This is a genomic window from Paenibacillus pinihumi DSM 23905 = JCM 16419, from assembly GCF_000422505.1.
GTDB lineage: Bacteria > Bacillota > Bacilli > Paenibacillales > Paenibacillaceae > Paenibacillus_D > Paenibacillus_D pinihumi.
In genome coordinates this window covers 85,856-98,180 of sequence record NZ_AULX01000023.1, presented here as the reverse complement: position 1 = coordinate 98,180, position 12,325 = coordinate 85,856, and the positions used below count along the sequence as shown (strand labels likewise).

General features: G+C 49.5%; 13 protein-coding genes. 11 read left to right on the top strand and 2 right to left on the bottom strand.

Features of this window, described 5'->3' with window-relative positions; genetic code table 11:
- Nucleotides 1–40: 40 nt before the first annotated feature.
- From ehuA to H583_RS0107235, 10 genes are all read left to right on the top strand, one after another.
- On the top strand, nt 41–883 hold the full coding sequence (gene ehuA, locus H583_RS0107280) for an ectoine/hydroxyectoine ABC transporter ATP-binding protein EhuA (protein WP_028559895.1): 843 nt from the start codon (nt 41–43) through the stop codon (nt 881–883).
- 53 nt (nt 884–936) lie between these two features.
- On the top strand, nt 937–1,536 hold the full coding sequence (gene ectA, locus H583_RS0107275) for a diaminobutyrate acetyltransferase (protein WP_245585869.1): 600 nt from the start codon (nt 937–939) through the stop codon (nt 1,534–1,536).
- Nucleotides 1,537–1,604: 68 nt separating this feature from the next.
- Nucleotides 1,605–2,879, top strand: coding sequence for a diaminobutyrate--2-oxoglutarate transaminase (gene ectB / locus H583_RS0107270; protein WP_028559893.1), 1,275 nt, complete (start codon nt 1,605–1,607; stop codon nt 2,877–2,879).
- A complete protein-coding gene (locus tag H583_RS0107265) occupies nt 2,879–3,274 on the top strand; it encodes an ectoine synthase (protein WP_028559892.1) in 396 nt (131 codons plus the stop codon). The genes ectB and H583_RS0107265 overlap by 1 nt, the downstream gene beginning before the upstream one ends.
- Before the next feature lie 40 nt (nt 3,275–3,314).
- The gene (thpD, locus tag H583_RS0107260; protein WP_028559891.1) at nt 3,315–4,220 is read left to right on the top strand and encodes an ectoine hydroxylase; all 906 of its coding nucleotides are present in this window, start codon (nt 3,315–3,317) and stop codon (nt 4,218–4,220) included.
- A complete protein-coding gene (locus H583_RS0107255; RefSeq protein ID WP_028559890.1) occupies nt 4,217–4,738 on the top strand; it encodes a DUF2179 domain-containing protein in 522 nt (173 codons plus the stop codon). The genes thpD and H583_RS0107255 overlap by 4 nt, the downstream gene beginning before the upstream one ends.
- A 372-nt stretch (nt 4,739–5,110) precedes the next feature.
- A complete protein-coding gene (locus H583_RS0107250; RefSeq protein ID WP_028559889.1) occupies nt 5,111–6,247 on the top strand; it encodes a DGQHR domain-containing protein in 1,137 nt (378 codons plus the stop codon).
- Complete coding sequence (locus tag H583_RS0107245; protein ID WP_028559888.1) at nt 6,247–7,398, top strand: DNA sulfur modification protein DndB; 1,152 nt, start codon at nt 6,247–6,249, stop codon at nt 7,396–7,398. The genes H583_RS0107250 and H583_RS0107245 overlap by 1 nt, the downstream gene beginning before the upstream one ends.
- 81 nt (nt 7,399–7,479) lie before the next feature.
- The gene (locus H583_RS0107240) at nt 7,480–8,283 is read left to right on the top strand and encodes a CAP domain-containing protein (RefSeq protein ID WP_036708782.1); all 804 of its coding nucleotides are present in this window, start codon (nt 7,480–7,482) and stop codon (nt 8,281–8,283) included.
- 303 nt (nt 8,284–8,586) lie between these two features.
- Complete coding sequence (locus H583_RS0107235; protein WP_028559886.1) at nt 8,587–9,246, top strand: SGNH/GDSL hydrolase family protein; 660 nt, start codon at nt 8,587–8,589, stop codon at nt 9,244–9,246.
- A 149-nt stretch (nt 9,247–9,395) separates the two neighbouring features.
- Here H583_RS0107235 and H583_RS0107230 read toward each other — a convergent pair whose 3' ends face one another.
- Nucleotides 9,396–10,649, bottom strand: coding sequence for a methyl-accepting chemotaxis protein (locus tag H583_RS0107230; protein WP_028559885.1), 1,254 nt, complete (start codon nt 10,647–10,649; stop codon nt 9,396–9,398).
- Nucleotides 10,650–10,865: 216 nt separating this feature from the next.
- Between H583_RS0107230 and H583_RS0107225 the strand changes: the two genes are divergently transcribed.
- Nucleotides 10,866–11,276 (top strand): O-methyltransferase, encoded by a 411-nt coding sequence (locus tag H583_RS0107225; protein WP_081667033.1) that lies wholly within the window; start codon nt 10,866–10,868, stop codon nt 11,274–11,276.
- A 110-nt stretch (nt 11,277–11,386) separates the two neighbouring features.
- On the opposite strand, the gene H583_RS0107220 is transcribed toward H583_RS0107225, so the two are convergent.
- Nucleotides 11,387–12,316 carry a TIGR03943 family putative permease subunit gene (locus H583_RS0107220; RefSeq protein WP_028559883.1) on the bottom strand — a complete coding sequence of 310 codons (930 nt, stop codon included), beginning with the start codon at nt 12,314–12,316 and terminating at the stop codon, nt 11,387–11,389.
- Between the last annotated feature and the right edge of the window lie 9 nt (nt 12,317–12,325).

The following is a 12,325-nucleotide window of genomic DNA, read 5'->3' as shown; positions in this document are numbered from 1 at the left end:
ACGTATTGATCCATGTGCTTGACCGCAAAAGGAGGATGGGATGGACACAGCGACGAAGGAAGAGCCCGCCTTTACAGGGAGTGTAAGCAAACCCCATCAGGGGAAGCCGGCAGCATCTGCCGTTCCGGTCGTCTCTTACCGGGATGTAAAAAAATCATATGGTGATCTGGAGGTGCTGCATGGCATTGATCTGGACATTGCAGCAGGAGAGAAGGTTGCGTTAATCGGCCCAAGCGGCTCAGGCAAGACAACGCTCGGACGAATGCTGATGACACTGGAGGAACCAACCTCCGGCGTCATTGAAGTAGAGGGCGAGCCGCTATGGCAAATGGAGCGTAATGGCAAGCTGGTTCGTGCAAATGAACATCATCTACACCGGATGCGCAGCAAAATCGGAATGGTCTTTCAGCATTTCAATCTGTTTCCGCATATGAAGGTTTTGCGCAATGTCACCGAAGCGCCACGCAAGGTGCTGGGGCTTGACAAAGAGGAAGCGCATGACCGCGCTGTGGAAATGCTGCGCAAGGTTGGTCTTGAGGATAAGCTGGATGTCTATCCATCCAAGCTGTCCGGCGGACAAAAACAGCGGGTAGCCATTGCCCGGGCGCTCGTCATGCGTCCTAAAATTATGGTGTTTGACGAGGTGACCTCAGCGCTCGATCCCGAGCTTGTCGGGGAAGTGCTGGCGGTAATCAAGGAAATTGCCGAGGAAGGCGAGATGGCGATGATGCTCATTACGCATGAAATGGATTTTGCACGGGATGTTGCGGATCGGGTCATATTTGGAGCAGATGGACGGATTGTAGAGTCAGGGCCGCCGCAGGAGCTGTTCGGGCAGCCGAAGAGCGACCGTCTCAAATCATTCCTGAGCAGGTTCGTATAGTTGGGTTTTATTTAGTGACGATGCGTATGGACGTCAACAGCAGGGAAAACAGAATGACGGCAAGGACGGGAAACCGCAGAGCTGGCCAGTACTCACCAGAACTGAATAGAACGGACGTCCTTGCCGCAAGAAGGAGCGATACGATGCCTGAAACAGCATTAAAGCATCAATTGCGCAAGCCGAACAAACAGGACGGAGCTGCGGTATGGGAGCTGATTAAGAAGGCGGGAACGCTCGATTTGAACTCGGCGTACTGCTACATCCTGTTATGCGATATGTACGGAGATACTTGTCTGGTAGCCGAGCATGAGGGAAGGGTCGTTGGTTTCGTCTCAGCGCTCAGGCCGCCTGATACCGAAGACCGGCTGTTCATCTGGCAGATTGCGGTGGATCCTGCTGAGCGCGGGAAGGGCCTTGGCCGGACGATGCTGGAGAAGCTGCTGGTTGATGCAAGGGAGGAAGGGCCAGTCCGCTCTATCGAGGCGACGATCAGCCCGTCCAATACTGCGTCGCTTCGCCTGTTTAAGGCGCTGGCCCGCAGTCTGGGATGCACGGTCGGAATGAGCGAGCAGCAGGGCTACCCTGCCGGATTGTTTCCGAAGGGGCAGCAGCATGAGAGCGAGCCGCTTGTAGTTATTGGCCCCCTGTATTAAGGGAAGCGCAAGATTGCAGACAACAAAGAAAGCCACGATTAACCAAAAATTATTCCGGGAGGGATTAGATGAATCAGCTTATGCAAAAGAGTCCGTCAATGAAGGTGTTCAACCAGTTGGAATCCGAGGTGCGCAGCTATTGCCGCAGCTTTACAACTGTCTTTCAAAAAGCGCAAAATGCCAGGCTGTGGGACACCGCCGGCAAAGAGTATATTGATTTCTTTGCCGGTGCAGGGGCCGTCAACTATGGACATAACAATCCGATGCTCAAGCAAAGATTGATTGATTATTTGCATGAGGATGGCATCACCCACAGCCTGGATATGGCGACCAGCGCCAAGGAAACCTTTCTTACCCGCTTCAAGAAACTGATTTTGGAGCCAAGAAAGCTTGATTACAAAGTGATGTTCCCGGGACCGACCGGCACCAATTCCGTCGAGAGCGCGATGAAGCTGGCACGCAAGGTTACCGGAAGAACACAAATTATATGCTTTACGAATGCTTTTCATGGAATGTCGCTTGGCTCTCTGGCCGCGACCGGCAACCAGTTCAAGCGGAGCGGAGCCGGAGTTCCGCTCACGTACACGACATTTATGCCTTACGATGGCTACTTTGGTGACGAGGTCGATACAGCTGCTTATCTGGAAAAGCTGCTGGATGATCCGGGGAGCGGTGTGGAGCTGCCGGCAGCGGTGCTCCTGGAGACGCTTCAGGGCGAGGGCGGATTGAATGCTGCCAGCGATGAGTGGCTTAAGAAAATTGCACGCATATGCCGTGACCGTCAGATTCTGCTTATCGTCGATGATGTGCAGATGGGATGTGGCCGCACCGGTACGTTCTTCAGTTTCGAATCGGCGGGAATTGTGCCGGATATGGTGTGCCTGTCCAAATCGATAGGCGGCTTCGGACTGCCGATGGCGCTGACGCTGATCAAGCCGGAGCATGACATCTGGAGCCCGGGCGAGCATAACGGGACGTTCCGGGGCAACAATTTGGGCTTCGTGGCGGCTTCGGCTGCACTCGATTATTGGGTAGAGGCGGACTTCGAGCCGGAGCTGGCTGCCAAAGCTGCACGGATACGCTCCACACTGGAGAAGATCCGTGCAGCTTACCCGGAGCATCACATTGAAATTCGCGGGAAGGGGCTCATTCAGGGACTCGTTTTCCGGGATTCAGAGCAAGCATCACTGCTGTGCGCTGCTGCTTTCAACAGGGGACTGATTATGGAAACCTCCGGGCCGCATGATGAAGTTGCAAAGTTGATGCCCCCGCTGACGATTGAGCCGGAGCTGCTGGACCAGGGGCTGGAACATTTAGAAGAAGCGATGAAGGAGCTGAGCTAATGATCATTAAACATCTGGATCAAGTAGTAAATACGAAGGACGATATTGATACGCCAACCTGGAATTCCCGCAGATTGCTGCTGGCGAAGGACGGCATGGGCTTTTCCATGCATGACACGCTGATCAAGGCTGGGACCGAAACATGGATCTGGTATAAACACCATGTCGAGGCGGTCTATTGTGTGGAAGGCGAGGGCGAGATTGAGGTTGACGGAGGAGAGGTGTACCCGATCCGTCCGGGTACGCTCTATGCGCTGGATGGCCATGAAAAGCACTGGCTGCGCGCAACCAAGACGATGCGGATGATCTGCGTATTCAACCCGCCGTTGACAGGGCAAGAGGTGCATGACGAGGAAGGTGTCTATCCGCTGCTTGCGGAAGAGGCGAAGGTATAATTTGACCCATTAAAATGAATTCAGAGGAGGACGATATACTATGCAAACTTCTGCACAAGCAAAACTGGATCAAGTTAAGGATAAATATCCGTCAAGACTGGCGGATAAGCCGCATCGTATTAAGCGCCAGGACCCTGTTGTCTACTCGGAGTGGAGCAGCAGCGCTCCGCTCACCCGTGAACAGTCGGAATTCTACGGGCAGAACGGCTATCTGTTTGTAGAAGGCTTCTTTTCAGCAAAGGAGATTGAAGAATGGCGCAAGGAGCTCAAGCGGCTGCAGCAGCATTATTTGACCGTCTCCTCTGATGAAGTGATCCGTGAGCCGGGTGGAGACGAGGTGCGTTCTATCTTTGCTGTTCATCGCGATAATGAAGTTTTCCACAGCACATCTTCCCATCCGAAGCTGAAACAGGTTGTGGACTATTTGCTCGGCAGCCAGACCTATGTCCATCAGTCGCGGATTAATTACAAGCCGGGTTTTACCGGAAAGGAATTCTATTGGCATTCGGATTTTGAAACCTGGCATGTGGAGGATGGGATGCCGTCTATGCGGGCGCTTAGCTGCTCTATTGCGCTGGAGGATAATTTTGTTTATAATGGCTCGCTTATGGTTATTCCCGGTTCGCATAAAGAGTTCATAGCCTGTGTGGGGCAGACACCTGAGAATCATTACAAGGACTCGCTGCGCCGCCAGGAGTACGGGGTTCCTGACCAGCAGAGCCTGACGGAGCTGGCACAACAAAGCTCCATCGAGATGCCGGTGGGCAGGGCAGGCTCGATTCTGTTGTTTGACTGCAATTTGATGCATGGATCGGCCAGCAATATTTCCCCTTATCCGCGCAGCAATGTGTTTATTGTTTATAACAGTGTGGACAACAGGCTTCAGGCTCCTTACTCGGGCCAGACGCCAAGACCTGAATTTATTGCTGCACGGGAACAGGCATGATTTCCTGGTCGCTTGCCGGTACCATTATTGCCATCAACATTGTTTATGTGGCCAGCTTTACGCTCCGGCTCATCCTTGTCGTGAAGGGACGGACGTTAGCCGCCTCGATGCTTGCGATGGTAGAGGTGTTCATCTATCTGATCGGGCTCAACCTGGTGCTCAGTAACCTGGACAGCCCGGTCAATATGGCCGCTTACTGTATCGGCTTCGGCATAGGGGTCTACGTGGGCAGCAAAATTGAAGAATATCTTGCCCTTGGCTACCTGGTCGTACAGGTCATCGTGGATTCGATTTCCATTGACCTGCCGAACCGTCTGCGCGATTTGGGTTATGGCGTGACGACATGGCAGGCAGATGGCAGAGACGGCAAGCGTCTGGTCATGCAGGTGCTCGTAAAGCGCAGCAATGAGAAGAGGCTGATGAATACACTCGACAAACTTTCTCCCAAGGCATTCGTCATCTCCCATGAACCGAAACAGTTCAAGGGCGGTTTCTGGACGAAGCTGACGAACCGTTAATGATTGTAAAGAATCTCCTCACATCTGTGGGGGGATTCGTTTTGTTATGCCCGCAGGAGGGTAAGAATGAAGCAAACAATGAAGCATACAATGTAACATGACATGGAAGAATTTGTTGGTAAATGCCGGGGGCAATGAACATTTTATATGCCTGTACAGGAGTAAGAAAAAGCGTGTTCGGTTCTAAAAACGGGACTATTATACAAATTTGGACATTATCTTTTAAAAAACGTCATAAAAAGGTTTAAATTTCCATAAGATCGGCTATGATCCAACAAAATTGCTCATGTAAATCTTGCACCGTATTTGATATACTTATAAATTAGGACTAACCGTGAAGTAGCGATGATATGACAAAGGAGTGACAGACAAGTGGACACGATTGAATCCTTATCTGATTTGATTTCCCAGCATAAAAGCCCTTCCTATATTGAAATTCCGGGGAAGCTGGCACGCACGTTCGGACAGACGACTTTATCGACAACATTGCCGATGAGCAAGCTTTTTTCAATTTATGAGATTGACCTTGAAGTGCAGCGCCAGCTGATCCCGCAAAACTTATCCAAACTGATGGACTATGTTCTGCTCTATCTCGATCATGGGCAGACCGTATACTTTCCCGGCATTATCCTGTCAGCAAGAGGTGCAGGACAGTACGACGAATCCAGTCAGACCCTGAATCTCCAGGCGATGGAAAAATGCTATGTTGTTGACGGCCAGCACAGGCTTGCGGCGTTCCGTCGTCTCATGGAAACGCTTCAAAGCAACATGGCGCGTGCCAAAGACCGCCGTGAATATGAGCGGATGGAAGAGATTACGAAGAAGCTCAGCAGATTATATGATTTCCCGATTTCCGTTATGATCTATCTGGATATCAATGCGAAGCAGGAGCGCCAATTATTCTCCGATATTAATAAGCTCCCCCGCAAAATCGGAGGCAACCTGGCTGTTTTGCGCGACCAGCGCAGATTTTACCACGTCATGGCCAGCAGGCTGGTTCAGGAACACCCGGTTATGGAGAACATTCGAGTCGATATGTATTCGGAACGTGGCAAGGCGCCGGAATATTTATGGAGCTACCACCTGCTGATCGAGCTGATGGTCGGCCTGTTCGAAGGCAGGCTGAAATCGGCGGCAAGACATAATGGCTATCATTATACCGAGACCGATTTGATACGAGGTATGGAACAGGCGTCGGAATATTTTGAGCTGATGCTGAAATATCTGCCGCAGCCAAGCAAATCGGAAATCTGCTGGACAGAGAACGTCCAGATTGCACTGTCGCTGTTCTTCCACGAGGAAGCTTTCAAAACACAGCAGTTCAACGTCTATAACCTCAAGCATGCGATGCAAATTTTGCCTCATGTGAAATGGCATGAAATTTACAAGGATGACGAGAAGGATCGTCTGCCACGCCGCAGCCGGATTATGAAGGCTTATAACTTTATTCGTGATTTCTATAATGAGCACCAATTATTGTTGATTTCTGATAAGGAGGCAGCGGAATAATGGACGGTTTACGTTTGCAAATGACCATTCATCCTTACTGTGAGAGCTTCGGGGTAGCGACCGTCTCGCTTCGTGTTCAGGATTTGCTGAACTATACCGCTATCGATCCAATGGTGCAGCGGAAGCTAAGTCCGATGCAGCGCCGCAAAATTGCCAATTACCTGCAGGAGCGTGAGCTGGAGCATGTTTTCTTTGGTCCGGTCACCCTGTCCCTGCGTCAGGTGAATCAGCTTGCCAGAGAAGGGGGAAACCTCATTCTACGCCACGGCTCCAAGCTGAGCATTCTAGACGGCCAGCACCGGATTCAGGCGCTTGGCTATGTCAATGAGCAACTGCTCAAGGAAGTCCGCAAAGTTGAGAGAAAGGCTTCACAGCTCAAAGTGAAATGCAGAAGAGCGCCTGAGGACGAGTCACTCGTTGAGGAGTTGGAGCAGACGGAGGGTCTGTTGGCTGAAATTGAAGCACGCCGCCTGGACCTGATGGAGAGCGAGCTGTCCGTACAGCTGTATATCGGGTTGGACGAAGAGGAAGAGAAGCAGTTATTTGGCGACATCAACTCCAAGGTGCAGTTGGTGAGCAAGGAGTTGGGTCATTCCTTTGACTCCACCGATCCGCTGAACCTTGTTATGCAGCAGGTAGCCGACTACAACGAGCTGCTGAAATCGGCGGGTATTGAGCGCCGCAACAACCTGACCTCGTTTAACAAGAATTTCACCTGCTTCAGCTGGCTTTATTCTACAGCTACGTTGTTATTCACTGGGAAAATGCAGCCTTCCTACGAGATGGCACGGAAGATCCGCAAGGATATTCCTGCTCATATCGAAATCTTGCACCAATATTTGAATGGCATTCTGCCGCATCTTCCGGAGCAGCCGGGCTTATCCCAATACGTATCTTCTACACGTGTAGCGCAGGAAGCCATCGCATTATATGCGCACGGATTCCTGTACAAGGATGGCGTCTATAATTCGGAGTGGACATCATGTCTGGCAGCTCTGGATGGCGTCGACTGGTCGCATGAAAATGAGGAGCTGGCAGAGAGATTCGGCAGACTCGATAATGGGAAAATCAACCTTGTTCATGAAAAATCGATGCGCAAGCATACCAAAATGTCAGAATTCCTGCATGAGAAATATTTAATCTCCCAATAATTATGGCATGAAATCATGTTTTGTTCGTGTTACCATGGGACACGTCACCAAAGGCACCCAAAACACGAGGAGGATGATTTCATGAGTAAGCGTTTGTTTCACCGTACGATTGCCGGGACACTAGCAGCAGGATTGATCGCAGCAGGAGGAATAAGTGCAGGTGCAGGTACAGCATCGGCTGCGCCAAGCGTGAACACAATCCCTGTGCATGTTCAGGTAGACAGCAAGGTCATCACGAATTTATCGAACCAGGGCTCTTCCCTGGAGGATCTGTTGAAGTCGAATCCGCAGCTCTCGCAGCTGTTCAATAATGGTTCTTTGCCAGGCTTCAGCTTTAATCTGCAAGACATTTTTAAGAATTTCCCGTCTGCAGGTTCCCCAGGCGAAGTGACTGCGCCTCCGGCTGGTTCGGGTTCCAATAACGGCAGTACGCCGACAGCACCGTCCAAACCGGGAACAACTACCCCTGACAAGCCGGACAGCTCAAACGGCTCTAACGGCGGTACAGCAACGGAGCAAAGCAAGTTTGAGGCTGAGGTCGTGAGACTTGTAAATGTAGAGCGCGGGAAAGCCGGCCTGAAGCCGCTTGCCTCTGATTCCGCATTAGCGAGAGTTGCGCTGGATAAGGCGAAGGATATGTACAATAACCATTACTTCAGCCATACGTCGCCAACTTACGGCTCACCGTTTGATATGATGACCCAGTACGGAATCAAGTATTCCTATGCCGGCGAGAATATTGCCAGCGGTCAGCAGTCTCCTGCCCAGGTTATGAACGACTGGATGAACAGCCAGGGTCACCGTGAGAATATCCTGAACGCTAATTTCAACAAAATTGGTGTCGGTTATTACAACGGACAATGGGTTCAGGAATTCACGAACTAATCATTACAGGATCGAGATTCAATAGAATGAAAAATTTCTAATCCGGCATTATTAAAGATATCTCATTAATATTCATGAAAGATGGAGCAGGGTGCAACAGCCTGCTCCATCTTTTTTTTGGAAGAGCGGCTTTACAATATAAGGGCTTGGTATTAACATTATAGCTGTGTTCAAGGAAATGGAACTGAATACATAAATACGAAAGTAAAGCTCAAGGGCTGAAAAGATTGAAATCGGTTACATGAATCCGTTTCTGATGATGAAGCCCATAAATTCGACTATGACAAAGGCAGGGATACGAGAATGAAATTTGCAAGCGGAGACAAGATTGTTCTTATTGGAGATTCCATAACGGATTGCGGACGGTCGCACCCTTACGGGGACGGAGGATTTCATGCTTTTGGGAATGGTTATGTAAGTGTTGTTGCTGCATTGCTGCAATCTACCTATCCTGAGCTTAACCTCCGGATTGTAAATATGGGCAGCAGCGGTCACAATGTGCGTGATCTCAAAGCGCGCTGGGAACGGGATGTGTTGGACCTGAATCCGGACTGGCTGTCGATCATGATCGGCATTAACGATGTTTGGCGTCAATTCGACCAGCCATCCATGACAGAAACCCATGTGCTGATTGAAGAGTATGAAGCAGAGCTGGAACAGCTGATTGCCCGTACCAAGCCAACAGTAAAGGGACTTATTCTAATGACGCCGTTCTACATCGAGCCGAATGCCAATGATGCCATGCGCAACACAATGGATGCATATGGCGCAGTGGTCAAGAAGCTGGCTGAGAAATACGATGCCTTGTTTGTTGATGTTCAAGAGGCATTCAATAAAGTGCTGGAACATGTATATCCGGCGTCACTCGGCTGGGACCGGGTTCATCCGGGCCTGCACGGGCATGCTGTAATAGCGCGTGCCTTTCTCAAGGCAGTCGATTATGATTTCAATAAAGGCCTGTAACCATTTAATTATTTTATGCACCAGACTTTCTTGCAAAGTGAAAAAGGTGGCTTCCGCCAGAGAAGCCACCTTTTTTGTTGGTATGTAAATGTTCAAAAGCATATAAGCTTCCATAACGTTGCCAGAGCGGTGCGATGAATAGAATAAGATTAGAACTTGAAGACCTGGATCGTTTTTTGCAGCTTGGTCACCATCTGCTGCATCGTTTCTGTCTCCTCAACAACTTCCTGGACGGAAGTAATTTGCTCATTCATGGATGCGGACACTTCCTGCGTCCCGGCAGCCGACTCTTCGGTAATCGCCGAAATGTTCTGAATCGAGCTGGAAATTTTGCGGGCACTGTCGAGCATGAGCTCTATTTCTTTGGAAAAGGAAGAGATTTGCCCCGTAATGAACTGTACACTGCCGACAATTTCATGGAAGACCTGCTCGGATTCCTTTAGACGTTCGCTTTGTTCATTTACAATCTGTTCATTGGCTTGAATTTTCTCGATCGCATTTTTTACGCTTTGCTCAATGCCACGCACCAGGCCGAACACTTCTTTCGTTGATGCAGAGGATTCCTCTGCCAGGTTGCGAACCTCCTGGGCAACAACTGCGAAGCCCCGGCCATGCTCTCCTGCACGCGCCGCTTCAATCGAAGCATTGAGTGACAGCAGGTTGGTCTGTTCAGCGATTTCCGAGATTGTCCTGGTGATTTTCGTAATGCCTTCTGCCTTGCGGGACAGTTCACCGATTGTCTCCGATACGACCGCTGTTGCTTCGACATTCAGGCGCATGCTCTCACTCTGGGTCTCTACGGACTGGCGTCCTTTTTCAACAAGGGACAGCGTCAGTTCGGACTGATGGTTAATCTGTCTCGTCGTATCGGCGTAGGCTGAAATCTTCTCTTCAATTTCTTGAATGGAGTCGCTCATGCCGGCTACATCCTCGGAGATTTCATTGGCTCCTACAGCAAGCTCGCTGCAGGAATGCGTTACTTGCTCCATAATGGTTTTCAGATCTTTGTTTTTATCTAGTATGTTGCCGCTTGAATCGGATACCGTACGGGAAATCTTCATGGATTCATTCAAAATATCTTTTAGCTTGTCAATCATGCTGTTGAAAGAATGGCCGAGCTGTCCGACAGTGCTGTTCACATCCACACGCTGTGAAAAATCTCCTTTGGAAATCCGGAATGCAACATCTGTCAATTCGCCTATGGATCTGGTAATGGTTTTTTCAATCATGCTGGAAATAGGGTACGTAACGGCTGCCAGGGCAATAATAATGAAAAGGCTTACATATAACGAAGCGCCCGCAATCATCGTAACAGCTAATGTGGCAATTGAAAATAAAATAACAATTGAATAGCTTCCTACTAAAATTTTATTGCGGATGGACAACGAGTTTAGCCATTGCATAGGCTGCATCCCCCTTGATTAGATTAACCATATTATAGCATCGTCCTATGTAATAGGTCTATATTTCTATATTAAACCAAATAAACAAAGGCATAAAGAACTATTTTTTTACCAACAATATGTCTAAAATAGTTGAAATTTCAGATAATTGATTTTATAATGAGTCTTGTTACCTATTTGGAAACAATGAGAAATAAAGGATTGCGAGGTGTATTCATGATGGGGTTGGAGGAAATGCCATTAGCCCGGCAGGTTGATTTTGTATTTCGAGAACTGGAGGAAGAACTGACGCATGCGATGTCAGGAACGGTCACCATTCAAATTCGCAATAATACCATAGGGAAGTTTGGAATCAGACATCACCCGATCGAATGTCGCAACGGAGAGCTGAAGTCGGAGCAGAATCCGGGATTGACTACTCCCCAGGTAAGGGCTTTCCGCCAAATGGCTGTTGATGCCCTAAGGATGAAGCGGAATTGGACTCATGGAGAGATTATGTACGACTTTGCCGTACGTCCTAATGCCGGAACCTGGTCAGCGAGCATACAGTACGAGTCGAATTATAATACGGCTAACTGGCTGTTCCGCTACCAGCCGAAGAACAGAGGGCTGCGCGATACGAATTAGGCTGTGAGCATGCATATTGAACGGAAAACCGCTGTAAATAAGGAGCCAGTCCTTGTTCACAGCGGTTTTTTAATGAATCTTTACTATCATGCAAATGTTAGTTGGCGTTATCAGGAATCAAAGCCAAAGTCGTAGTCAGGATAGACGTAAGGGGAGTCAGGGGCTGGTATATTTTCCAGTCCGGAAGCCTTGATCTGAAGGACAGGGTTGCCGTTGTACTGCGTCAACTCCAGAGTTCCGGTAATTTTCAGCCATGCATCGTCCTTGTACTTCTCTGCCTGCATATAGCTGACCATCAGTCCATAAGGAAGCGCATCGGCCGAGCAGCAGTTCATTGCAAAACGGCTGAGCGCAAATTGGGAAGAAGACATTTCAGGCTCGCGGTATACGAATCCGCTAAGTACTACCTGCTTGCCCAGGAACGGCTGCCGATACAGGTCGAGCGTCGTCAGCGTCTCGATAAACTGCTTCTCTGTTACTTCGATACTGTCTTGCGCATACAGCTTTTTGGCATAGGCGGCATAGCTTTCCGTATACACATCAGACGGGAACATTTCATCAGCGGACTGAGGGGTGGAGCCCCCGTTATAGATACCGGCTCCGGCCGGAGTTTCCGATATTTGCGCAGCTTGATCCGCACCGGATGTGTTTCCGGCAGCCGGGCGGGTGATGTTGACAGACCCGTTTAAACTCATCCCCTTTTTAGCAGCCAATGTGCTGCCCATAACCGTGTTAGGCAGCAGGAAGCCCAGACAGAGCGGAAGCAGAAACAGGCCATATATCATCGTATTTTTCATTATGGAAGGCGATGGGGTATGGTCGCAATCACAATCCGGCTCAACATGGCTGCCGGACCACGTTCTAAATACAAGATAAAATTGATACACAGCAGCAGCATATAGCCCGACTGCCGACAGCTTGACATACGTCTCCATCCGGGGAGCGATGTATAGCCCAAGCTGGTCGCTTTTGGTCAAGTATACAATCAGGAAGGCAAAGCCGGACAAAATAATCCCCCGAATCAGATAGTGGAAAATCATGAATAAGCT